General features: G+C 71.2%; 21 protein-coding genes and 1 pseudogene. 15 read left to right on the forward strand and 7 right to left on the reverse strand.

The window, feature by feature from the left end:
* Positions 1-33: 33 nt before the first annotated feature.
* The 4 genes from ABH925_RS30095 to ABH925_RS30110 form a co-directional block, all read right to left on the reverse strand.
* Positions 34-2,781 (reverse strand): AAA family ATPase, encoded by a 2,748-nt coding sequence (locus ABH925_RS30095; protein WP_370153002.1) that lies wholly within the window; start codon positions 2,779-2,781, stop codon positions 34-36.
* 205 nt (positions 2,782-2,986) lie between these two features.
* Positions 2,987-3,541, reverse strand: coding sequence for a Dps family protein (locus ABH925_RS30100; RefSeq protein ID WP_370153004.1), 555 nt, complete (start codon positions 3,539-3,541; stop codon positions 2,987-2,989).
* A 123-nt stretch (positions 3,542-3,664) separates the two neighbouring features.
* On the reverse strand, positions 3,665-4,678 hold the full coding sequence (locus ABH925_RS30105) for a helix-turn-helix domain-containing protein (RefSeq protein ID WP_370153006.1): 1,014 nt from the start codon (positions 4,676-4,678) through the stop codon (positions 3,665-3,667).
* Positions 4,679-4,841: 163 nt separating this feature from the next.
* The gene (locus tag ABH925_RS30110) at positions 4,842-6,428 is read right to left on the reverse strand and encodes an MFS transporter (RefSeq protein WP_370153008.1); all 1,587 of its coding nucleotides are present in this window, start codon (positions 6,426-6,428) and stop codon (positions 4,842-4,844) included.
* Between the two features lie 136 nt (positions 6,429-6,564).
* Between ABH925_RS30110 and ABH925_RS30115 the strand changes: the two genes are divergently transcribed.
* From ABH925_RS30115 to ABH925_RS30145, 7 genes are all read left to right on the forward strand, one after another.
* Positions 6,565-6,942, forward strand: a complete 378-nt coding sequence (locus tag ABH925_RS30115) for a hypothetical protein (protein ID WP_370153010.1) — start codon at positions 6,565-6,567, stop codon at positions 6,940-6,942.
* 80 nt (positions 6,943-7,022) lie between these two features.
* The gene (locus ABH925_RS30120) at positions 7,023-7,520 is read left to right on the forward strand and encodes a MarR family winged helix-turn-helix transcriptional regulator (protein ID WP_370153012.1); all 498 of its coding nucleotides are present in this window, start codon (positions 7,023-7,025) and stop codon (positions 7,518-7,520) included.
* 176 nt (positions 7,521-7,696) lie between these two features.
* Positions 7,697-8,116, forward strand: coding sequence for a nuclear transport factor 2 family protein (locus ABH925_RS30125; protein ID WP_370153014.1), 420 nt, complete (start codon positions 7,697-7,699; stop codon positions 8,114-8,116).
* A gap of 142 nt (positions 8,117-8,258) precedes the next feature.
* The gene (locus ABH925_RS30130; protein WP_370153016.1) at positions 8,259-9,161 is read left to right on the forward strand and encodes an oxidoreductase; all 903 of its coding nucleotides are present in this window, start codon (positions 8,259-8,261) and stop codon (positions 9,159-9,161) included.
* A gap of 156 nt (positions 9,162-9,317) precedes the next feature.
* Positions 9,318-9,785 (forward strand): nuclear transport factor 2 family protein, encoded by a 468-nt coding sequence (locus tag ABH925_RS30135; RefSeq protein WP_370153018.1) that lies wholly within the window; start codon positions 9,318-9,320, stop codon positions 9,783-9,785.
* Between the two features lie 13 nt (positions 9,786-9,798).
* A complete protein-coding gene (locus ABH925_RS30140; RefSeq protein ID WP_370153020.1) occupies positions 9,799-11,070 on the forward strand; it encodes a low temperature requirement protein A in 1,272 nt (423 codons plus the stop codon).
* A gap of 79 nt (positions 11,071-11,149) precedes the next feature.
* The gene (locus ABH925_RS30145; RefSeq protein WP_370153055.1) at positions 11,150-12,220 is read left to right on the forward strand and encodes a protein kinase family protein; all 1,071 of its coding nucleotides are present in this window, start codon (positions 11,150-11,152) and stop codon (positions 12,218-12,220) included.
* Between the two features lie 68 nt (positions 12,221-12,288).
* Here the strand turns inward: ABH925_RS30145 and ABH925_RS30150 are convergent.
* A pseudogene (locus ABH925_RS30150) lies at positions 12,289-12,957 on the reverse strand (sensor histidine kinase); the annotation flags it as partial.
* Here ABH925_RS30150 and ABH925_RS30155 point away from each other — a divergent pair.
* Complete coding sequence (locus ABH925_RS30155) at positions 12,896-13,474, forward strand: serine hydrolase (RefSeq protein ID WP_370153022.1); 579 nt, start codon at positions 12,896-12,898, stop codon at positions 13,472-13,474. The pseudogene ABH925_RS30150 and the gene ABH925_RS30155 overlap by 62 nt on opposite strands.
* A gap of 44 nt (positions 13,475-13,518) precedes the next feature.
* Here ABH925_RS30155 and ABH925_RS30160 read toward each other — a convergent pair whose 3' ends face one another.
* Complete coding sequence (locus ABH925_RS30160; RefSeq protein WP_370153024.1) at positions 13,519-14,439, reverse strand: LysR family transcriptional regulator; 921 nt, start codon at positions 14,437-14,439, stop codon at positions 13,519-13,521.
* Between the two features lie 115 nt (positions 14,440-14,554).
* Between ABH925_RS30160 and ABH925_RS30165 the strand changes: the two genes are divergently transcribed.
* From ABH925_RS30165 to ABH925_RS30175, 3 genes are all read left to right on the forward strand, one after another.
* Positions 14,555-15,145: a hypothetical protein gene (locus tag ABH925_RS30165; protein ID WP_370153026.1), complete on the forward strand. Its 591-nt coding sequence runs from the start codon at positions 14,555-14,557 to the stop codon at positions 15,143-15,145.
* A gap of 62 nt (positions 15,146-15,207) precedes the next feature.
* Positions 15,208-15,906 carry a YbhB/YbcL family Raf kinase inhibitor-like protein gene (locus ABH925_RS30170; RefSeq protein ID WP_370153028.1) on the forward strand — a complete coding sequence of 233 codons (699 nt, stop codon included), beginning with the start codon at positions 15,208-15,210 and terminating at the stop codon, positions 15,904-15,906.
* A gap of 133 nt (positions 15,907-16,039) precedes the next feature.
* Positions 16,040-18,187 (forward strand): MMPL family transporter, encoded by a 2,148-nt coding sequence (locus ABH925_RS30175; protein ID WP_370153030.1) that lies wholly within the window; start codon positions 16,040-16,042, stop codon positions 18,185-18,187.
* A 126-nt stretch (positions 18,188-18,313) separates the two neighbouring features.
* Here ABH925_RS30175 and ABH925_RS30180 read toward each other — a convergent pair whose 3' ends face one another.
* Positions 18,314-19,006, reverse strand: a complete 693-nt coding sequence (locus tag ABH925_RS30180; protein ID WP_370153032.1) for a GntR family transcriptional regulator — start codon at positions 19,004-19,006, stop codon at positions 18,314-18,316.
* A gap of 108 nt (positions 19,007-19,114) precedes the next feature.
* On the opposite strand from ABH925_RS30180, the gene ABH925_RS30185 reads away from it, so the two are divergent.
* Genes ABH925_RS30185 through ABH925_RS30200 form a run of 4 tightly spaced genes read left to right on the forward strand, consistent with a single transcriptional unit; the run spans position 19,115 to position 23,281 of the window.
* Positions 19,115-20,581 carry an MmgE/PrpD family protein gene (locus ABH925_RS30185; RefSeq protein WP_370153034.1) on the forward strand — a complete coding sequence of 489 codons (1,467 nt, stop codon included), beginning with the start codon at positions 19,115-19,117 and terminating at the stop codon, positions 20,579-20,581.
* 26 nt (positions 20,582-20,607) lie between these two features.
* Complete coding sequence (locus ABH925_RS30190) at positions 20,608-21,504, forward strand: oxaloacetate decarboxylase (protein ID WP_370153036.1); 897 nt, start codon at positions 20,608-20,610, stop codon at positions 21,502-21,504.
* 5 nt (positions 21,505-21,509) lie between these two features.
* A complete protein-coding gene (locus tag ABH925_RS30195) occupies positions 21,510-22,757 on the forward strand; it encodes an aconitase/3-isopropylmalate dehydratase large subunit family protein (RefSeq protein WP_370153038.1) in 1,248 nt (415 codons plus the stop codon).
* Positions 22,757-23,281, forward strand: coding sequence for a 3-isopropylmalate dehydratase (locus tag ABH925_RS30200; RefSeq protein WP_370153040.1), 525 nt, complete (start codon positions 22,757-22,759; stop codon positions 23,279-23,281). The genes ABH925_RS30195 and ABH925_RS30200 overlap by 1 nt, the downstream gene beginning before the upstream one ends.
* Positions 23,282-23,446 lie beyond the last annotated feature (165 nt).

The raw sequence follows: 23,446 nt of genomic DNA on the forward strand, positions 1-23,446 counted from the left end.
TGGGTGGTCGCCCAACGTACCAACAGGTTCCGCTCAGTCGTCGGGCAGGGCGATGACCAGGTGGGCGAGCTGCACCCGGGAGTTGATCGACAGTTTGCGGAAGACGGAGGTCAGGTGAGTGTTGACCGTGTGCGGGGAGACGACGAGCAGGTCGGCGGCCGACCGGTTGGTGCAGCCCTCGGCGATCAGGCGCGCCACCTTCTTCTCCGAGGCGGTGAGGGCCTCCCAGCCCTGGACCGGGCGTTGCACGGTCGCCGGCCTGTGGCTGCCGGCCCCGGCACGGTCCAGATCGCGCTGCACCCGTGCCGTTGCCGCGTGGGCGCCCGACTCGGCGAACGTGCCATGGGCCTGCGTCAGGGCGGCCACTGCCTGGGGCTTCCGGCCCGCTGCCAGGAGTGCCCGGCCGAGATCCGCGCAGGCGGCAGCCCGGACCAGCGGGCGAGGGCTTGCCTGGAGCAGGGTCACGGAGCGTTCCAGCAGGGCGGGATCGTTGTCCACGAGCCCGGCGGCCTGCGCCGCGAGGCCGGTGGCGGTGGGCACGGCCGGGTTGCGTCCGGCGTGGGCTTCGGCCTGAGCGGCCAGGTCCTCGGCGAGCTCGCGGTCCGCGCCGCGCAGGGCCATGCGTATCGCGGAGTTGATCCGGTTGCGCAACAGCCGCCAGCGGATGAAGAGACCCTCCTGCTGCACCTGCCGAATCCTGTCGACGGCAAGCCCGATGTTCCCGTCGGCCTCGGCGTGGACCGCTTCCAGGAAGCGCACCGCGGCCGTGTTGCCCGGATTCGGTTTGGTCGCCAGCCGTTCCCGCGCCGCCGCCAGGTGCTGCCGCGCCGCGTCCCGCTCGCCGCGCAGCAGGGCGATCTGTGAGCGGATCACTCGCGCGTTCACCTGCTGGACGGGCGCCTGGACGTCGTCCTCCAGGCGCTCCATGGTGACGAGGTCGGCGTCGGCGTCGGCGAGTCTGCCGAGCGCCAGGTTGTGCTGGCCCTGCCCCCACAGCAGCATTGCCTGACGGGGCGCCCCGGCCTGGTCCGCCGCCCGCAGCAGCAGTCGTTCGCTGGCCTTGAAGTCGTCCATGTGCTGGTGCGCGACGATCTCCTCGGGAAGGAACGCGGAGTCGACGGCACTGAGTGCGGCGAATCGCTCCAGTGCGACGGCGTTCTCACCCGCGTTGAGCGCGATCTCGCCGAGCCCGCACAGGGCCAGGACGTGCGCCTCCCGGTCACCGCTCGCGGTGGCGGCACGCAGCGCGGTCTCGCCGGCCGCACGCGCCGCGACGAGATCGTCGTCGCGGGAGAGCGCCAGCGCACGCAGGGCCGCCAGCCTCGCGCCGACCTCCGGGGCGGCGCCCCCGAGCGCGAGGGCCGTTTCGGCCCGGCGGCGCAACTCACCGGCGAGATCCAGGTTCCACAGCGTCCCGCCCAGCGCGGCCTGCAGCCGGCCGAACGTCTCCAGCGGCGGCCGGCAGGCCAGCAGTCGGTCGCCGGTCAGCAGCGCCTCCCGATTCCGGCCGGCCCGGGTCAGCGAGACGATCGCCTGCTCACCCACGGCGAACCTCAACGGCCGCGCGGACGGCACCAGTTCCAGAGCGCGCACCATCAGGTCGGCCGCGAGCCCGGGCGCGACCGGCAGCACGTCGTCAGCGGCTCGCCGCAGCAGTGCCACGGCGTCGTCGTCCCCGGTCACGGCACCCCTGAGGATGTGCGGCACCGCGTCGATCGGCTCGCGGCCCGCCGCTACCAGGTGGTTGGCAGCCTCCCGGTGCAGCGCCTTCCGGGCCGACGGCGGGATGTCGAGGTAGACGGCCTGACGCAGCAGATCATGCCGGAAGACCAGATCATCGCCGGTGTCGTCCAGGAGTCCGGCGCGTACCGCCTCCTCCAGTGCCGCCACCAACGGGGTGGACGGCCGGCCGCAGAGCGCGGCGGCGTCGTGGAAGCCGAACCTGCGTCCCAGCACCGCGCCCATCCGAAGCAGGTGCAGTGTGCCCGGCTGCAGGGACCCGAGTCTGCCGCGCACACCCACCACGAGCCCCGGGGGCACGAGTTCACCCGAGTCCTCGGCGGTCCGCAGTCCCGCGAGCAGCTCGACCGCCAGAAACGGGTTCCCCCCGGCTCCGTCGAGCAGGTGCCGCACGCGATCGTCAACGGCCGCACCCAGCGTGTCGCCGGCCAGCTGGCCGATGGCCGCGCCGGACAGCGGCCCCAGGGGCACGGTGAGCGTCGGGAGTGTGTCCGCCGCGGCCGCGAGGACCTCTTCCGCCGGACCGGCGGGATCCAGGCGCCCGGCCAGGATCCACAGCACCGGCGAGGTCCACAGGCGGGCCGGAAGCTGCTTCAGGGCAAACCGGCTCAGCGGGTCGGCCCACTGCACGTCGTCCAGGGCGATCAGCACCGGCATGCTGCCGGCTCTGGCTTCGATCGCCTCCGCTATCCGTTCCACCAGCCAGATCCGCTGATCGTGGTTGCGTGCGAGATCGGCGAAGGCATCGCCGGACAGCAGTGGTCGATCGCCGTGCAGGATGCAGGCCGCCAACGATGAGAGCGGCACGATGCGATGCAGCTCGTCGGCCCTGCCGAGACCCGCGGAGAATCCCGCCGCCCTGGCCCTGCTGACGGCCTCGGCGAGCAGCGTGGTCTTGCCGATACCCGGTTCCCCCCGGATCAGCGCCAGCCCGCCGCTTCCGGTGCGGGCCACCGAGGCGATCAGTGCCTGCAGCGCTTCGAGCTCCGCCTCCCGGCCACGCAGACCGGAACGGGACAGCGATGCACCTGAACCCGCCACTCACGCACCCTTCCCGTCCTGGCGCGGAAGGTGCGCCGGGTGGGTCCATTCTAGAGAATCGCAGCTCAGGGGTGGTTGACAGGGCGCGTGACGCCAGCCACACGGGCTGACGCCGGGGCAGCGCCGCGGGCGCCTCCTGCCGACTGCACAGGAGGCGCCCACTGGTGACGCATGAGGCAGGGTCAGTTGACCTGCCGGGCCGGGGTCAGGAGCGGACGAGCGGGGTGTCGACCAGGTGTTCGGCCAGGAACCAGACCTGGGCCTCTCCGGTGCGGATCACCTGGGAGACCAGGAGGTCGTTGGTTCCGTCGTCGCCGAGGGCGGCGGTCCGCGCGGCGGCGTCGTGGGCGTCGGTCAGGATGGTTTCGTGTGCTGTGAGGAGCCGGGACAGCATGGCGGGGACCTCCTCCACGCCGTCCGGGGGCCGGGGGATGGCGGTGATCCCGGCGGCGTGCCGGGGATCGCCCACCGCGACGCCACCCAGGCTCTGCACGCGCTCGGCCAGGTCGTCGACCAGGGCGAGCTGTACCTCGGCGTGCTTGTCCAGGAGCAGGTGCAGGGGGTAGAAGGTGGCGCCGCGCATCAGCCAGTGGTGCTTCTTGTAGAGCGCGTACAGGAACTGGGTGTCCGCCAGGACCTGGTTGAGCCGTTGGCAGGAGTACCTGCGGGCGTCGTGGGACAGGCCGATCGGGAACTGCTTGACGGTTCCGAACTCCTGGATCTGCCGGCTCTTCTGATGCAGTAGCGGCTGGCTGGCCATGGATCTCTCCTGGTCGGTTGCGGTGATGCCGCCCGGCAGGTGCCGGGCGGCAGAAGGTGCGGAAGGGTGACGCCTGCGGAGTGCAGTGCTACGACCCGCGGCTCGTGCGCGCCGCACAGGGCGTCACCGGTCCGCCGGAACGGGGGTGCGGCCACTCGGGACCGGGGCCGCGGATGGGGCCGGGGTGAGCGTCGCGCTGCGCCATTCACGGGGCGACATGCCGTACGCGGTGCGGAAGACGCGACTGAAGTGGGCGGGGTTGACGAAACCCCAGCGCTGGGCGACCGAGGACACGGTCGGCCCGGCCCGGCCGCGACGGGTGAGCTCGCGGCCGCACTCCTCCAGCCGGCGCTGCTGGATCCAGCGGCTGATCGTGGTCCCCTCGCCCTCGAAGAGTTTGTGCAGGTAGCGGATGGAGATGTGGTGGTGCGCGGCGATCGTCTGCGGGGAGAGGTCGGGATCCGTCAGGTGCTGGTTGACGTAACCGCGCACGCGCAGCGCCATGGCGCGCCCGGAGCTCCCCGGGTCCGTCGGCTCGGGTCCGGTGGCCTGCTCGCGGATCAGTGTGGCCAGCAGGTCGCTGACGGTGCCCGCCAGTTGCTCGCCCACGCTGGGGCTGCACTGGGCGGCGGTGGTGGCCAGTGCGGTCAGGAAGGGCGCGACCATGCCCGCCACGCCCTCGTCCGGGGGCAGTGCCGTCGCGGTGACGCGGTGGACGTCCGCCTCGGGCACCCCCACGACACGGCGCGGCAGCTGGAAGACGTGCAGGCGGAACGGCTCGGGCTGGTCCAGCGTGTAGGGACGGGTGGTGTCGTAGACCACGAGCTCCCCCGGCGCCAGGTGCGCGGTGCGCCCGTCCTGCGCCAGCCGGCCGCGCCCGGAGTCCTGCACGCCGATGGTCACGAACTCCCCGTCGGGCTGGGCTGTGTGCCGGTGTGTCCGGCTCATGCGCTGGGGGTCCGCCTCGATGGTGGAGACCCCGAGGTAACCCAGTCGATGGGAGGTGATCCGGCCCGAGAACGGCTCTCTGCTCCATGGCGTGACCGCCTGCGGGACGAGCGTGCGCGTGAGGGCCCTGTTCCAGTAGTCGAGCTTGTCGCCGTCCGGCACGCAAGCTGTGGAGAGTACAGCGTTCATGGTGAATTCCCTTGAGGACGAGCGGGCTTGCGGACACCCGAAGGAATCCCGGGGTGGGAGGACCGCGGTGTCGGGATCCGCACTGCTCAGCCTGGTGGGAACGGGCGCGGGGCGCGTAGGTCAAACGACTGCCCACCGTCGCCCCGGGATGCCGGAAGCGCGCTCAGGCCGGGGGCGGCAGGAGGTGGCGGACCGCGGGCGGACCCGAGGTGAGCGCGAGGGCGCTGTCGAGGAAGGCGGCGTCGGTGACGGTGGTGCGGCCGCTGTGCTGCCGCAGGTGCTCGGACCAGGACGGGACCTGGAAGACCTCGACGTAGTGGCCCGGCCGCGCGGCGTCCTGGTACAGCGACCAGCGCTCGGCGCCGGTGCGCCGGCGGGACAGGCCGACCGGGTGCATGGCGGCCAGGAACGCCGGTGCGTTCCCGGCGTCGACGACGTAGCTCACCTCGATCAGGACCGGGCCGTCGTCGGGGTCCGGCTCCAGGTCGAGTACGGGCTCGGGCCAGGTCGAGGTGATGGTGCGGTCCATACCGGCCTCGTGGGAGTGCATCGGCCAGAAGGGCAGCGTCGCGGCCCCGGCGACCAGCAGGGCCGCCGCGCCCAGCAGCGCGTCCGCGAGCCCGGCGGCGCCGGCCGCGAGCCCCCAGACCAGTGCGCCGATGCCCTGGCCGCCCATGAAGACCACCAGGTAGAGGGCGAGCCCCCGGGCACGTACCCAGGCGGGCAGGAGGAGCTGCAGGGCGGTGTTGAGCGAGGAGAGGACGACCAGCCAGGCGGCGCCGGTGGGCACCAGCAGGACGGCGAGCGGTACCGCGCTGTGCAGCGTCGCGCAGCCGACGGTGCCGGCGGCGAAGACCAGGGTGGCGGCGGCCAGCAGGGTGTTGACGCCGGCCAGGGCTCGCAGCGGCCTGATGACCAGCGCTCCGAGGACCGCGCCCAGCCCCAGCGCGGCGAGCAGCAGTCCGTAGCCTCCGGCCCCGAGGTGCAGGGTGCTGCTGGCGACCACCGGCAGCAGTGCCCACAGCGCGGACGCGGGGACCACGAACAGGGCCGCGCGGAGCAGGATCCGCCGTACCCCGGGAGCGTTGCGCACATAGCGGGTTCCCGAGCGCAGGGCGGGAACCAGGTGCTCGGCGGTGGCCCGGTCGCCCGTGGGCCGGCGCCAGACCAGGACGGCGAGGGTGACCACGGCGAAGCTGGCGGCGTTGACACTGAACACCACGGAGGGCCCGCCGGCCGCGACCAGCAGTCCGGCCAGGGCGGGCCCCACGGCGCGGGCGATGTTGACGGTCAGGCTGTTCAGGGCGGCGGCGGCCGGGATCAGCTCACGGGGTACCAGTTCGGGTTGGATCGCCTGCCAGGCGGGATTGACCAGGGCCTGTCCGCAGCCCATCAGAAAGGTGAGGGTGAGCAGCACCGTGGGGGTGGTCAGGCCCGCCCGGGTCAGCGCGGCCAGGGTGCCCGCGAGCACGGTCATCAGCAGGGACAGCACCAGCAGGATCCGTCGGCGGTCCAGCACATCGGCCAGCACGCCCGCGGGCAGCGACACGAAGAGCACCGGCAGGAGACTGGCGGCCTGTACCGCCGACGTCAGGGCGGCCGCGTTGGGCTGGTGCACGAGCATCCACTGCGCGCCGACGGTCTGCATCCAACTGCCGATGTTGGAGACGGTCTGGGCGCACCACAGCATGCGGAACACCGGGATCGCCATCGGCGCCCACGTGCTTGCCTTACGCGGTGCTGTGCTCACGGTCTCTCCCCTTGTGGCTGCGTCGGTGTCCCGGCGTGGCCGCCATCGCACAGCCCGCGGCCACGCCGGGGATCCGGGCACGGGCGGTGGCCGGAGCCCCCGGTGCGAACACTAGGATCCAGCCCTCGGGCGTTCAGTGCCCTCCCGGCACACCGATGTGCTCTGTGCGCACGGATTTCGCGCCCGGCCGCAGCGCGCCGGCCGACGTTCGGCGCTGCCGACGATCCGCGCGTCAGATGCCTCGGCGAAAGACGCGGGTGCCGACGGCGAGGGAGCAGCCCGCGAGGGTGAGGGCGACGAGGCCGCCGCCGCGTCAGCCGACCGGCTGCCGGCCCTGGTGGCCGGTCAGCTCGGCTGGGTGCACGCGACGCTGCTCCATTTCATCGGCCAGGAGGTCGTCGCCGGCCGGCCCGCCGGGCAGGTGGCCCGTGAGTCCGGCGAACTGCCGCACCAGATGCGCGCACTGCTCGGCGACACCGTCCCGCTCTACGCCGAGCGCGCTGATCGGACATGAAGATTCAAACGCTGTGGCGGGGCGGTCGGGACGCCGACGATCCCATGTCGTCCGCCGTATGGGGCTGATACGCTCGCCACATGACCACCATCGACAGTGCGCCACAGGCCGACGAGCGGGCCGTCCCATGGCTCACGTCGGCCGAGCTGGACGCCTGGATATCGGTGGCGCGCCTGTTCACCCGGCTTCCCTGGGCCATCGACGCGCAGCTGCTGCGCGATGCGGATCTGAGCATGGTCGAGTACATGGCCCTGGCGATGCTGTCCGAGGCTCCGGAACGGACCCTGCGTATGAGCGTGCTGGCCGAGCACACCAGCACGTCGCTGTCCCGCTTGTCGCACATGGTGAAGCGGCTGGCGGGCCGTGGCTTCGTCCGGCGCGAACCGGACCCGGGCGACGGGCGGTTCACCAATGCCATCCTGCTGCCCGCCGGCGTGGGCAAGCTGGAATCGGCCGCGCCCGGTCACGTGGCCTACGTCCGCCATCTGGTGGTGGACAACCTGTCCGGCGAGCGCCTGCGCCGGCTCGGCCAGGACGCGGAGCGCATCCTGCAGCGGATCGACTCACCCGCACGCTGACATGATGACTTGACATATCACGTGACAAGTCATCCGGATCAGTCCGCCATCTGCCATGAAGAGCACCCGTTCGGGTCTTGTGCTCTGCAATGACTTGAGTGTTAAAGTAAAGACTGTGAAGGCGCCGCTTGGCGCCACCTCGTCAACCGCACGTGGCCCGGATCAGGAGAACCGAGATGTCACTGGACAACGAGAAGATCATTCGCAACGCCTACCAGGCCGCCGAGGACCAGGACGTCGCCGGCTGGGTCGCGGCCTTCACCGAGGACGGGACCTTCACCGACGAGTCCATTCCGCACACCTACCGCGGCGCGGAGGAACTGGGCAGGACGGTCGAGGTCTACGCCCAGGCGTTCCCCGACATGCACCGCGAACTCGGCCAGTTCTACGTGGTCGACAACATGGTCATCGTGCAGCTGCGTCTGCAGGGCACCCACCTCGGCCCGCTCGAACTGCCCTCGGGCACCGTCCCGCCGACCGGAAAGCGCATGGACGCGCCGTGCTGCGACGTCTTCGAGCTGGTCGACGGCAGGATCAAGCGCTTCGACTGCTATGCGGAGGGCTCCGTCATCGCCGCCCAGCTCGGCCTGGCCTGAGCCCGGAGGGCCGCGCGAGCGGGCCACCGTCCTCGCGGCTCTCCCGACGGCCAAGTTCAATGTGAACCTTCAAGTCAGCAGGTGCCCCGATTGACGTGAATGTTCAATTCATGGAAGGTCATCCTCAACCGCGGGAGAAGCCATGCCGGACCTGACGCGCGCCATCGAATCCGCCGGAACGTTCGCACTCGGCTCACGGCACGTACGCCGGATCGGATACGGCGCGATGCAGCTGGCCGGCGACAACGTCTTCGGCCCGCCCCGCGACCGCGACGAGGCACTGCGCGTGCTGCGCGCCGCCGTCGACAGCGGCGTCAACCACATCGACACCGCGCAGTACTACGGCCCCGACGTCGTGAACGAACTCATCCGCGAGGCGCTGCACCCCTACCCGGCCGACCTGCGGATCGTCAGCAAAGTGGCCGGCCGCCGCGACGCCACCGGCGCGTTTTTGCTCTTCGACGAACCGCACCAGCTCCGCCAGGGCATCGAGGAAAACCTCGCCACCCTGGACACCGACCGCCTGGCCGCTGTGAACCTGCGCATGGTCGACCACTCGGCACCCGGCACGCGGTTTGACTCCCAGCTCGCTGCGCTGATCCAGGCCCGCGAGGAAGGCCTGATCGACGGCGTCGGCCTCAGCAACATCACGCGGGATCAACTGCTGCGGGCGGTCGGCCAGACCGAGATCGTCTGCGTCCAGAACCTCTTCAACCTCACGGATCAGGGCTCCCTGGACGTGCTCCAGGAGTGCACCGACCGGGGCATCGCGTTCGTGCCCTTCTGCCCCCTCGGATGGCCGCGCGGCAACCAGAATCAGATCCTGGCCAGCCCAGTGCTCGCTGCCGTGGGCCGACGGCTGAACGCGACACCCGCGCAGATCGCACTCGCCTGGCTCCTCGACCTCGCGCCGAACATCCTGCTCATCCCCGGAACCCGCACGCGAACGCACCTCGCCGAGAACCTCGACACCGGGCGCGTCGTACTCGACGAGGCCTCCCGGGCGGAGCTGGCCAGGCACTTTCCGGCGCCGCAGCAGAACTAGCCCGCCGGAAGGTCGAGGTCCGTCAACCGTCCTGGCGCGACAGGCCGGGCAACTCCGCCGCGCCCGCCCACCAGCCGGTCGCGCACGCCACGGTCGCGTCGACCGGGTCGGAGTGCTCTTATTCAGATGTCAAGCAGTCTCACGAAGGAGGCGGCGATGTCGTCCCACAGCTCGGTCCCACCTCAGCAGGCCGCCGACCGGCTGGCCATCCGCGAACTGATCGACGCCTACGCGCACTGCGCCGACCGCCGGGACGCCAGGGGCCAGATGGCCCTGTTCACCGAGGACACCCGCTTCCTGGTCTTCATGGACGCCACCGCGGCCGAGCCGACCCAGGAACTGCACGGACGTGAGGCCCTTGCCCCGGTGTTCGACAATCTGAACACCTATCAGGCCACCACCCACTTCAACGGCCAGAGCACCGTCTCCCTCGACGGAGAGCGGGCGAGTGGGGAGAGCTACTGTCTGGCCCATCACCTCTCGTTCGGGGCGGACGGCGAGCGCACGATCATGATCGCGTCCATCCGCTACCTTGACGAATTCGTCAAGCAGGACGGCGAGTGGTATTTCGCCGAGCGGCGCCTGATGGTCGACTGGACCGAGACCAGGCCCTGCGCGCCTTGAGGAGCGTCACCGGATGACGGACGAAGCTGCCCCGGCTGCTGCCGCTTCCGCTGCTGCTGCCGACGGGTCGACGTTCTGGCGCCGGGCGCGGCGGCAGCTGTGGCAGCCGCCGCGGCCCCACGGCGAGCAGCCGCGCGAGCGCGTCGTGGGCCCGCTGGAGCTCTTCTACGACCTGGTGGTGGTCGTCCTGGTGGCGCAGGCGGCCCACCACCTCGCCGGGAAGCTCACCTGGCGCGGACTGGGCGAATATGCCGCCGTGTTCGGGCTGGTGTGGATCGCCTGGGTCAACGGCAGCCTCCACCACGAGCTGCACGGCCGCGAGGACGCCCGCGCCCGGATCACCTTCCTGCTGCAGATCCTGGTTCTCGTCCCGCTGGGCGCCTTCATCCCCGAGGCGGGCAGCGCGCGCGGGGCGGCGTTCGCCGTCACGGCGGGGATCCTCTTCGCGGTCCTGGCTCTGCTGTGGCTGCTGGCCTCCCGGGGCGACCGGCCGGAGTACCGCAGGTCGAGCCGGCTCTTCGTCGCCGGAACCGTCTTCTGCGCCGTCGTCCTCGGTGCGAGCGCCCTGTTCCCGGCCACTGACCGGGTGTGGACGTGGGGGCTGCTCGACGTCGCCTATCTGGTCGGCTTCGGCGCGGTGATCCTCGGAGCGACGCCGGGCGCGGCCCCCACGTTCACTGTCACCGACGCGCTCATCGAGCGGTTCGGGCTGCTCATCATCATCGTGCTCGGGGAGACCGTCACCGGCGTGGTGAGCGGACTGGCGGCCGAGCCGGTCAGCGTGCTGACGGTCGCTGTCGCGCTGACTGCCGTGGTGGTCGGCTTCGGCGCCTGGTGGACCTACTTCGACTTCGCCGGCCACCGCGAGCCACGGCAGACCCCGGCCGCAACCCTGCAGTGGATGCTCGCCCACCTGCCGCTCACGGCCGCGGTGGCCGCGATGGGCGCGGCGATGGTCGGTCTCGTCGAGCACGCCCACGCGAGCCGCAGCGCTGTTGCCACGGCCTGGGTGCTCTGCGGCGGCGCGGCGGTCGTGCTGGTCAGCACGATGCTCGTGGCCGGCGGCCTGGAGGCCTGGCACAGCGGACGCGGGCTGTACCGCCCGCTGTCCCTGACCTGCGCCGCGGCGTCCGTCGCCTGCCTCGCCCTGGCTGCGGCACGCCCGGCCCCGCTCGTGCTCGGCCTTGCTCTCGTCGTGCTCCTCGGCATTCCCTGGTGCCTTGCCGTCGCCTACCGACTGCGCCTGTCCGACCCCCGCCCCGAGCCGCCGGCCGGTGAGGCGTGACTACTCTGCCCCGCGGGTCACCACGTACAGTGCAGCGGAAAGGAAAGGGGGGTTCGGATCTGTGTTCGCAAGCGTTGACCTGTCGCGCGATGCGCGGCTGGCGGCTCACAGCGCCGTCTCCACAGCGTTGGCCCTGTGCAGTGATCGTGAACTGCGCGACCGCGTGGATGCGGCTGAGCCTTTGGGTTCCGGGATCGGCGGGACATCGGCGCTGCTGGACATCGGCGGGACTCGGGTCTTCGTCAAGCGGGTGCCGCTGAGTGATCTGGAAAGGCAGCCGGAGAACGTCCGGTCCACGGCGAACCTCTTCGGGCTGCCAGCCTTCTCCCATTTCGGTGTCGGGGTCATCGGGGGGCCGGGCTTCGGGGCCTGGAGGGAGCTGGCCGTGCACACCATGACGACGAACTGGGTGCTCGGACAGGACTACGAGGGCTTCCCGCTGATGTACCACTGGCGGGTCCTGCCGCACCCCGGGCAGTCGCTTCCCGAGGAACTGGCCGACGTGGACAAGGCTGTCAGCTACTGGGGAGGCGGATCGGAGGTGCGCCGCCGGATCGAGGCTGTGCGCGATTCCTCGGCGAGCATCGCACTGTTCCTGGAGTACATCCCGCAGAACCTGCACGACTGGCTGGGCGCACAGGTCAAAGCCGGTGACGAGGCGGCCGAGAGGGCCTGCGCCATGGTCGTGAGGCAACTGCAGGCCGGGACCTCGTTCATGAACGCCCGCGGTCTCCTGCACTTCGATGCCCACTTCCAGAACATTCTGACCGACGGTCAGCGTCTGTTCTTTGCGGACTACGGCCTCGCGATCTCCTCCCGGTTCGACCTGTCCAAGGAAGAGGCCGACTTCTTCGCCGAACACCAGAGCTATGACCGTTGCTACTCGGTCACCCATCTGGTGATCTGGCTCATCACCGCCCTGTACGGCTACCGGGGCGAAGAGCGCAGTGCGTTCGTGCACGCATGCGCCCAAGGGGAACGGCCGAAGGGAATCCCGGCGCAGGTCGCGGCGATCCTCACCCGCCACGCCCCGCTCGCTGCGGTGATGACGGACTTCTACCGCACGTTCCAACTGGAGAGCAGGCAGACCCCCTATCCCATGGAGGAGATCGACCGGCTCGACGGGCTGGGCAACTCGTCCATCGTCTGACGGACCTGGGCGGCCATCAGACGCGGCGCTCTGACCCAGGGCCTCCCCGGACCGGCCCGAGGCTGCCGTCACCCGGCGTGCGGTTCCGTGGCGGGCAGCCGCACCGTGACGCGCAGGCCGCCCTCGGCGCGCGGGGTGAGGGTCAGCGTTCCGTCGTGGGCCTGGGCGATGGTCCTGACGATGGCCAGGCCGAGGCCGACGCCCGCGTGGCCGGCGTGAACGCGCTCGGTGCCGCGCTGGAACGGTTCGGTGAGCGTCGCGGCCGACCCCGGGGTGACCTGCTCGCCGGTGTTCTCGACTGTGAGCACAGCACCGCCCGGGTAGACGCCGGTGCTCACCCATACGCTGCCCCGATCCGGCAGATTGTGGACGATCGCGTTCTGCACGAGGTTCATGGTGAGCTGCAGGAGGAGCGGGGGTGATCCGAACGCGGGGGTGATGTCGCCTCGGATCTCAACGGCGATGCCGTGCCTGTCCGCGAAGGGCAGCAGCGCTTCGGTGGCCTCCTCCGCGATCAGGGAGAGGTCGACCGGCCGGCGGTTGAAGGACCGCTGCTCGGCGCGGCTGAGCAGGAGCAGCGCCTCCGTGAGGTCGATGGCCCGGTTGTTCACGGTGTGGAGGCGGGCGATGACTTCGCCGGTGACGTGGTCCGGATCGGCGCGGGCCACGTCGAGGATGGTCTTCGAGATCGCCAGCGGTGTGCGCAGTTCGTGCGAGGCGTTGGCGGCGAACCTCCGCGTGGTGCTGTTGTCGCACCGGGGCCGGACGGTGCCGTCCCGCAGCTACGGCATGGCCGACAGGGAGAGGGGGATTCGCAATCACGAAGGTATCGCGTCCAGCCTCAGCTCGGCGGGCAAGCCGTTCGGCGCGGTGGCCATCCTGCAGCTGGCGCAGCGGGGCGAGCTGAGCCTGTCGGACACGGTGGGCGCCCACCTGAAGGGCTACGCCAAGGACATCGCCGAGCAGGTGACCATCCACCACCTGCTCTCCGGCACCTCCGGGCTGTACACCCCGGATGTCCTGGGCCAGACCCCGATCCAGTATCTGACCGACTGGCGCATGGCGCTCGCCCGTGACCACCTGCGCACCGGCGAGCTCGGCATGACGAGCATCGCCCGCAGCGTCGGTTACGGCTCGCCCTACGCGTTCGCCGCCGCCTTCCGCCGCCACCACGGCGAACCGCCCGGTGCCTGGCGGCAGCGCGAGTCGCTCCGCACGCCTGCTGTCGCCGGTGACGATCCGCACGTCCACTGACGGACCCCTGCGGGAACCGACCTGCCTGGCCGCCGGTGAGCGGCTCAGTCGCCGAGCCGGAGCCGGCGTCTGATGTGCGGCGGGGTGACCAGGGTGCGTTCGGCGATGACGTCGACGAAGGCGGCGGTGATCGGGTCGGGGCGGACCCGGGTGTAGACCGAGAGCGGGCGGCGTACGGGTGGGTCGGGGCGCAGCAGGAGGCCGTCGAAGTGCGGCGGGACGAGGTTGCCCGGGACCAGGGCGAGGCCGAGTCCGGCCCGGGCGAGGTTGAGCGCGGTGGGGCCCTGCTCGGCGCGCACGGCCACGTCCGGTGTGAACCCTGCGGCCCGGCAGGCGTCGTCGAGGATCTCGGACAGGCCGCTCTGCGGGCTGAAGTGGACCCATTCCCGCGTGGCCAGCCCGGACAGGCTGATCCGTACGCCGTCATGGACCGGAAGGTCGGCCTCGCTTGCGGCGGCGATCACGAACTCCTCGGCGCCGATCTCACGGACGGGGCCGTCCCACTGCGGGGGAGTGGGGCCGACCGCGAGGTCGGCGTGGCCCGCCTCCATGGCCGCGACGAGGTCGTCGCCGTGCCGGAACTCGACGAGCTGGACCCGGAGTTCGGGGTAGTCGTGGCGCCAGGTCCGCAGCGCGTGGGGCAGGATCCCGGTGCTGATGGAGTAGAGGGTGCCGACCTGCAGTTCCCCCGTGGCGATGCCGTTGGCCCGTCGGCCCGCGCTGCGAGCCCGCTCGGCGTGGGCCAGGCTGGCGCGCGCGTGCGGGAGGACGGTACGGCCGGCCGGGGTCAGCCGGACCCTGCGCGGCAGGCGCTCCAGCAGCGGGCCGCCGAGGTCACGCTCCAGGGCCTGGATCTGGTGGGACAGGCCGGGCTGGGTGACGTGGAGCAGTTGCGCGGCGGCGGTGAAGGATCCCTCGTCGACGACGGCGACGAAGTACTCCAGTTGACGCAGTGAGACTGCCATGCATGGAATTTATCACGATGAGAACTTCTATTTGTTAGACCTATGACAGAAAGGCGCGCAGGATGGGGCGCAGAGTGAAGCAGCAGTCACCTGTCGGATCAGTGAGGAGATCGGAATGGGCAGCCTTCGGGTGCTCTGCCTCCACGGCTACCACGGGAGCGGTCGCATTCTGCGGCAGCAGATGGAACCTCTGGCCGGCGATCTGGAGGGAGCTGTCGAATTCGTGTACGTGGACGCGCCGTCGCTGTCCGAGGGCGATTTCGGATGGTGGCACCATGAGTTCCGAGGGTGGGAACGCACCCGCGACTGGATGTTCGACCTGTTCGAGCAACAGTCGCACTTCGACGGTGTCTTCGGCTTCAGTCAGGGAGCCGCGCTCGCCTCGCTGCTGGTGGGACTGCGCAGCCCCGCCGCGGAAACCGGCGGGCGCAAGGCCCTGGACTTCGCGTTCGCCGTCATGGTCGGCGGCTTCCGCAGCGACTCCCCGAAGCACGCCCGGCTCTACGCCTCCCGTGAGAGCTACACCCTGCCGTCGCTCCACATCATGGGCCGTTCCGATGGCATCGTGCCGATCGCGGACTCACGGGTTCTCGCCGGCCAGTTCGCCTCCCCGGTCGTCCTGGAACACCCGGGCGGCCATGTCATCGCCGCCACGCCTGCCATCCGTGCGGAGACCGCGCTCTTTCTCCGCCGTATGACCGCATGACCATTCCTCAGGCAGATCCGAACACTTCGCTGACCGACCCGATTCGTGAAGGAATTCAACAGATGATTCGCACCAGCATCCGGCGTCTCGCGACGGCGACCGCCCTCGCAGCGACCGTGTGTGGCGTGGCGGCATTCACCGTCACCGCCGCCGCAGAGCCCACGCCGAGCGCCGGTCGTGCCGCCACGACCTCGGTCGTGGCCACGGCGGCCGAGCGGGTGGACCGGGACCGGCCGAACCCGTACGCCTTCCTGCCCCGGGTGCCCTCGTTCCGGCTCTGGAGCCGGACCGTGAGCAACGGGTCGCCGCTGCCGAAGGCCCAGTGGTCCGGCGTCTTCGGCGTCCCGGGCGGGAAGGACATCTCGCCGCAACTGTCCTGGTCCGGCTTCCCGGCACGGACGCGCAGCTTCGTCATCTCGATGTACGACCCCGAGGCACCGACGGGGAGCGGCTTCTGGCACTGGATCGTCGCCGATGTCCCAGCCTCCACCAGGAACCTGCCGGCCGACGCCGGTGCGCCCGGCGGCAAGAACCTCCCCGCCGGGGCGTTCCAGCTCAACGGGGACGCCGGTATGCCGCGCTACATCGGCGCCGCCCCGCCCGCCCACTCGGGAGTGCACGACTACTACATCACCGTGACCGCACTCGACGTCCCCAGCACCGGACTCAACGCCGACACCAGCGGCGCGCTGCTGGGCTTCACCATCGACAGTCACACCATCGCCCGGGCGACCCTGCTCTGCCCGACCCCGGCCCCGTGACGTCGGGAGGGATCGCGTCCCCAGGGCGCTGAGCGGTGTCGGGGGCTCGGCGAAAGCGTTCCGCAAGGTGGCCCCGCGTAGCTTCCAGGGCGAAGTCAGGAAGATCTCCGACCTCGACCCAGTGGAGGACCGCATGGACACGCTCAGCAGGTGGGTGACCCGACACCGACTGCTTGTCGGGTTGCTGTGGGTGGTGATCACGGTGGTCGGTCTCGTCCTGGCACCGTCGGTGTCGGGCCGCCTCAAGCCCGGCAACCACCTCAGCGGCGCCGCCTACACCGCCGACGTGCAGATCGCGAAGCAGTACGGCGGAGTCACCTCGGACCCCGGCGTGCTGGTGCTGAACCTGTCGTCCGGTCAGACGGTGAACTCGCCGGGCGTCGCGGCGGAGCTCAAGGCCGTCGACACCGCGATCGCCAAGGCCGCCCCGACCCTGCGGACCGTGTCCTACGCCACGACAGGCAGCCAGACCCTGGTCGGCACCGGAGGCACGAGCACCGTCGTGCTGGCCTACCCGCCGCACGACGGTGACGACATGGACACCGCCGCCGTCGACGCGCTCACCGGTGCGGCCAAGGCCGCGGCACCCGACCTGTCCGTGCACGGCACCAGCCTGAAGGCGCTGGCGGCGGGCAACACCACCTCGGGCAACTCCAGCGTGCTCGGCGAACTGCTGATCGGCGCGCTCGGCGCGCTGCTGGTGCTGGCCTGGGTGTTCGGCTCGTTCCTGGCCCTGCTGCCGCTGATCATGGCGCTGGTCTCGGTGCTGACGATGCAGTTGCTGATCTACGGACTGACCTACGTCATGCCGTCGTCCTCGCCGATCGGCCCGTCCGTGCAGTACATCGTGGCGCTGCTCGGCCTCGGACTGTCGATCGACTACTCGCTGCTGATCGTCACCCGCTGGCGCGAGGAACGGGCGGCCGGCCGGTCCAATGACGAGGCGGTCCGCGAGGCGATGAAGCGTGCGGGCCACTCGGTCTGGTTCTCCGGCGTCGTCGCGTCGCTGGGACTGTTCGCGCTGATCGTCGTCCCCAACTCGGTGGTACGCGGCATCGGCATCTCCGGGCTGTTCATCCCCTCCACCGCGACCCTGGTGGCGCTGACCCTGCTGCCGGTGGTGCTGTCGAAGATCGGCCCGAAGGTCGACTGGCCGCGCCGCAGCTCCAGGCGCGGCGCCAGCCGGTTCTGGACCAGGTGGTCCCACATGATCATCCGGCGCAGGATCGCCGCGGCGGTCGTCGGCCTGGGCATCCTGTGCGGCCTGGCCGGAGTCGCGGCCACCATCAACATCTCCCAGCCCACCAGCAGCGCACTCGCTTCCAGCGGCAGCTACACCGACGGCCTGCACGCCCTTGAGGCGGACGGCTTCCCCAGCGGCACACTGACGGCCGTGCCCGTCTGGGTCCCCAACAGCGCCGAAGCCGCCACGGTCGTCACCTCCCTGGGGCAGGTGTCCAGCCTGCACGGCGCGGTCAGCTCCAGTGCCGGCGACTGGCGGGTGGACGGCAGCGCCATCGTCATCGCGATCCCGAAGGGAGAGGTCGGCAGTTCCCAGGGCGGCACGGCCCTCGCGGACATCCGCGGCACGGTGCCCCGGGGCGCCCTGGTCGGCGGCGAGGGCGCGCTGAGTATCGACCAGGTCAACTCGACCTACGGCTCGTTCCCGCTCCTCTTCGCGATCGTCGCGATCGTGACCTTCCTGCTGCTGGCGCGCGGGCTCAAGTCGATCCTGCTGCCGGCCAAGGCGGTGCTGCTCAACGCCCTGTCGGTGGCCGCCTCCTACGGCATTCTGGTCCTGGTCTTCCAGCACGGTCTGGGCATGCAGGCACTGTGGGGCAGCACGTCCTACGGAGCCGTGGACAGCTTCGCGCCGGTGCTGATCTTCGGGTTCCTCTTCGGCGTCTCGATGGACTACGAGGTCTTCATCCTCTCCCGGGTCCGCGAGGGCTACGAGCGCAGCGGCTCGACCCGTGACGGCATCGTCGAGGGGATTTCGCGCACCGGACGGTTGGTCACCAGCGCGGCGCTGATCCTGTTCTTCGCGCTTGCCTCGCTGTCGACAGCCAACGACATCACGGTCCGTCAGATCGCGGCCGGTCTGGCAGCCGGCGTGCTGTTGGACGCGGTCGTGGTCCGGATGCTGCTGCTCCCGGCACTGGTGTCACTGTTCGGCAGCGCCAACTGGTGGCTGCCCGGCTGGGCATCCCGCCTGCTCCGCCTCCCACCTGTGACGGCCCCGGCGGAACAGCCGCGGCCCGTGCCGGTCGGCGACCGCTGACCGAGGCGGGTTCCGGCAGCCGAAGACGGACCGGACGGGGCCGGCGGTGCTCACAGCCGCCGGCCCGGCCTCCATGTCAGCGACTGAGCTGCGAGGCCCTCGGTCGCCCAAGCCGCCGTCACGCCCCTACACGGTCGGGGCGGACCCGCTGAGGAGCCGGTGGAAGTCGGCGCTGCCGCCGCGGCGGTGTTCGGCCAGCAGGTGGAGGGCGGCCGGGGCGTCGTCGTGCTCGAAGGCGGTGACGATCGCCTCGTGCTCGGCGAGGATCGCCTCGGCCCTGTCGGTGTCACCGGCGGCGGCCGCGCGCCGGTAGGACAGGGCGCGGTGCGGCTCCAGGGCCTCCCACAGCTGGCGGACGAAACGCAGCAGCCACTCGTTGTCGCACCGCTCCAGCAGGGCGAAGTGGAAGCGGCGGTTGCCGGCGATCACGCCGGCGACGTCGGCCGCGTCGACGGCGGCACGCTGGTCGTTCAGCGCGGCGCGCATCGCGGCGACGTCCTCGGGCCGCAGCCGGGCCGCAGCGTCCTGCTCCGCCTCGCCCTCCAGGAGTTCGCGAAGCCGGAAGATGCCGTCCACGCTGTCCGGGCTGAGCTCGGTCACGGTGTAGCCGCGTTGCGGAACATAGGTGACGATCCCCTCCCCGGCGAGGGTCTTGAGTGCCTCGCGCACCGGGATGACGCTCAGCCCGAGCTCCGCGGCCGCCGCGCTCTGACGGATCGGAGCCCCGGGGGCGAGGTCGCCACGGACGATCGCGTCGCGCAGCTCGGCGAGCGCCACGGCCTCGGCGGTGCGCGGGAGAGAGGTTCGGTTCAGTGCCACCTGCTCATGCTACCCAGCCCATCCGCGAAACTAGATGTTATATTTTCTAATATCTGCGGTCCTGGGATCCGGGTCAGCTCCGGCGTGCCCGCTTCCGACCGCACGCCGATGACTCTGGAGGTGAGCACGGTGCACGCACCGACGCCACAGGCCACCCGGCCACCGACCGACCCCGACGGCCCCACCGGGCGGCTGGCCGGCTGGCTGGCCGCCACGTCGCTGGAACAGATCCCCGCCCAGGTCCGGGAGCGGGCAGCGCACCTGGTTCTCGACGGCCTGGCCTGCGCGCTGATCGGAGCCCAACTGCCCTGGTCCCGCACGGCCGTGGAAGCAGTGCTGAAGCTGGAGGGCGCAGGTGACGTCCCGCTGATCGGATGGGGGCGGACCACCAGCGCGCCCGCGGCGGCGGTCCTCAACGGCACCTTCGTCCAGGGCTTCGAGCTGGACGACTACTTCCCGGCAGCGCCGCTGCACAGCGCCTCCCTGGTGCTGCCGGCGCTGCTGTCGACCGCCTCCCAGCTGGGGCCCGTCTCAGGCGGGGAGTTCCTCCGGGGCGCGGTGCTCGGCTTCGAGGCAGGGCCGCGGGTGGGCCTGGCGCTGCACGGCCCGCAGATGCTCTCGCGCGGCTGGCACTCCGGTCCGGTCTTCGGCACCCACGCTGCGGCCGCCGCCTCCGGCGCGCTGCGCGGGCTCGACGCGGCCGCCTTCGAGGACGCACTCGGCCTGGCCGCGACCCAGTCGGCAGGACTGATGGCCGCTCAGTACGAAGCCATGTCCAAGCGGATGCACCACGGCTTCGCCGCCCGCAACGGCTTCTACGCCGCAGGCCTGGCCCAGGCCGGGTACACCGGCATCAAGCGGGTCTTCGAACGCCCGTACGGCGGATTCCTGTCCACCTTCGGCGAGGGCCACGACCCCGACTCCGCCCAGATCACCCGCGGCCTGGGTGAGACCTGGTACACCGAGCAGATCACCGTGAAGATCCACGCGGCGATGGGCGGACTGCACCCCGCCATTGACGCGGCGCTCGCGCTGACGGCCGGCCGCACGCTCACGGCCGACGACATCGAGACGATCCGCATCGAGGTCCCCGAGGCGATCCACCACCACGGCTGGTGGAAACCGGAACGGCCGCTGACGACGATCGGCGCGCAGATGAACATCGCCTTCGCCACCGCGGTCGCAGTCCTGGACGGGCAGGTGCGGCCCGACCAGTTCACCCCCGAGCGGATCGACTCGGACGACGTCTGGCGGCTGATCGGCCGCACCGAGGTCCAGCTCGTCAACGCTCCGCAGGACCCGAGCTGGCAGCAGCCGGGCTACAACACCCGGGTCACCCTCGCCCTGCGCGGCGGTGAGGTGCTGACCCGGGCGCTGAACCAGCCCCACGGCGGCCCGGACGACCCGCTGACGAACAGCGAGATCCGCGAGAAGTACCGCGCACTGACCGCACGCGTCATCGACGCCGACCGTTCCGCCGAGATCGAGCGGATCGTCCTGGACCTCGAACACCAGGCCGACCTGCACCACTTGGTGGACCTCCTCGCCGCCCCCGCCCGCGGCGCCCTGGACTGACACCCGACCACGAACAGGACCCCCTCATGATCCAGCCTCAGCACCGTCCATCCACGCCCGGCCGCCGGCTGCGGTCGCTGCTCGCCCAGGGCGGACTGGTCACCGCGCCCGGCGTCTTCGACGGCCTGTCCGCCCACCTGGTGGCGCGAACCGGCTTCGGCGCGGCCTACCTCAGCGGCGCGGGCGTCTCCGTCGCGGGACTCGGCCTGCCGGACATCGGGCTGACCACCGCGACCGAGATGACCGAGCGGGCCCGAATCGTGGCCGACGTCCTGGGCGAGGTCCCGCTGATCGCCGACGCGGACACCGGCTACGGCGGGCCCGTGAACGTGGCCCGCACAGTGCGCGGCTACGAACGAGCCGGCGTCGCCGCCCTGCACCTGGAGGACCAGGCGTTCCCCAAGAAGTGCGGCCACCTGCCCGACAAGGAGCTCATCAGCGCGGCCGCGTTCACCGACAGGCTCGACGCCGCGCTCCAGGCGCGCACCGACGACGACCTGGTCGTCATCGCCCGCACCGACGCGCGCGGACCGCTCGGCCTCGACGAGGCGATCGACCGCGCGGGATGCTACGCCGCCGCCGGAGCCGACGTCATCTTCGTCGAGGCCCCGCAGGACATCGGGGAGATCGAGAAGATCGCCGCGCAGGTCGACGCCCCGCTCCTGATCAACATGGTCCAGGGCGGCCTGACCCCGGACACCGCCCCCGGGACCCTGGCCGCGCTCGGCTACCGCATCGCGATCCACCCCGGCGCCCTGCTCGCCCCCTACGTCCTGCACGGACTCGAAGCACTGGCCCGCCTGGGCGGCGCCATGCCCGCCGATCTCACCCCCGGCCCCCAAGGACTCTTCGAACTCGTCGGCCTGCGCGCATGGTCCGCGATCGGCGAGCGCCACCGCGACCACACCGAGGACGGTGCCTGATGGGCATGACCATGATTGAGAAGATCCTCGCGCGCAAGGCGGGCCTCGAGCAGGTGGTCGCCGGTGACACGGTGGTCTGCGACGTCGACATGACCGTCATGATCGACCTTCAGTTCGCCACCGGCTGGGTCCAGCCGCTCAGGATCAACGACCCGGCCAAGGTCGCCGTCGTCATGGACCACGCAGTCCCCGCTCCCTCCGTCAGCGACGCCGCGGGCGGCACCAGGGCCCGCGCCTTCGCCCGCGACTTCGCCGTCGAGAAGTTCTACGACGTGGGCGCGCACGGCATCTGCCACCAGGTCATCGCCGAGAACGGCCTCGCCCGGCCCGGCGAGATCCTCGCCTGCACCGACTCCCACACCTGCGCCGCGGGTGCCTACAACACCGCCGCCCGAGGGCTCGGCCCGGCCGAGGTCTACTCGATCCTGTGCACCGGCCGGACCTGGTTCCAGATCGCGCCGACCATCCGCTACGAGTTCACCGGTACGAAGCCCACCGCCGTCTCCGGCAAGGACATCTTCCTGCACATCGCCGGTACCTGGGGCGACGCGACCAACCACAACCTCGAGTTCTGCGGACCCGGCCTGGCCTCGATCCCGATGAACGACCGGCGAACCATCGCCACCCAGGGCGCCGAGATATCCGCCGACTTCTGCACCTTCCCGATCGACGACCTGGCCCGCGACTTCCTCGCCGCCCGCGGCGCCGGCCCGGCCGGCTACCGGGCGGCCGACCCGGACCCGGACGCCCGCTACGCCGCCGTGCGCAGTATCGACCTGTCCGCGCTGGAGCCGTACGTCGCCCGCCCCGGCACGGTCAGCCGCAACTCCCTGCCGATCTCGGCGATCGAGAGGCGCCCGGTCAACCAGTGCTTCATCGGCTCCTGCGCCAACGGGCAGCTGGAGGACCTGGCGATCGCCGCCGCGATCGTGCGCGGCCGCAAGGTCGCCCCCGGCGTCCGGCTGCTGGTCACCCCCGCCTCCCAGCAGGTCTACCGCGACGCGATGCGGGCCGGCTACCTGCAGGACCTGGCCGACGCCGGCGCGGTGGTCACCAACTCCACCTGCGGAGCCTGCTTCGGCTACCACATGGGGCTGCTCGGCCCCGGCGAGGTCTGCCTGACCTCCTCCACCCGCAACTTCACCGGCCGGATGGGCAGCCCGGACGCGGAGATCTACATGGCCTCCCCGGCCACCGTCGCCGCCTCCGCCCTCACCGGCCGCGTCACCGACCCGCGAGGAGACCTGAGCTGATGGACAAGCTGATGGACACCCGACTCACCGGCCGCGTCTGGGTCGTGGGCGACTCGGTCACCACCGACGCCATGTACCCGGCCTTCGCCATGAGGCTCCCGATCCCGGAGGCCGCCCGGCACGTCTTCTACGAGCTGCGCCCCGGCTGGACCGACCAGGTGGCCCCCGGAGACATCGTGGTGGCCGGGCGCAACTTCGGCCTGGGATCCTCCCGTCCGGTGGCGGCACTCTTCCGCGAACTCGGCGTCGCCGCCCTGGTCGCCGAGGAGTTCAACTCCCTGTTCCTGCGCAACGCGATCAACCACGGCCTGCCCGCGCTCACCGTCCCCGGTATCACCGCCGCCTTCCGGGACGGCGACACCGCCCGTCTCGACTTCGGCGCCGGGTGGATCGAGAACACCGCCACCGGCGCCCGCCTGGTGGGCGGCGCGCTCCCCGCACTGGTCCTCGACATCCTCGCGGCCGGCGGCATCCTGCCCAAACTCGCCCGCGAAGGCTACGTCCCCCTCCCCGCCCACCAGTAAGGGCTTGCGGGAAAACTAAGCGTTGCTTCCCTTGCTGGCGTTCGTTGTTGTGGTATGGACGAGATAGATATGTCGCTGGCTGCGAAGTTCGGTGCACTCCTGCCGCATCTGGACGAGCGGCAGCGGCGTCTGCTGCTGGGAGCCGAGGCGCGGACCCTTGGGCAT

The organism is Streptacidiphilus sp. EB129 (assembly GCF_041262645.1).
Classification (GTDB): domain Bacteria; phylum Actinomycetota; class Actinomycetes; order Streptomycetales; family Streptomycetaceae; genus Streptacidiphilus.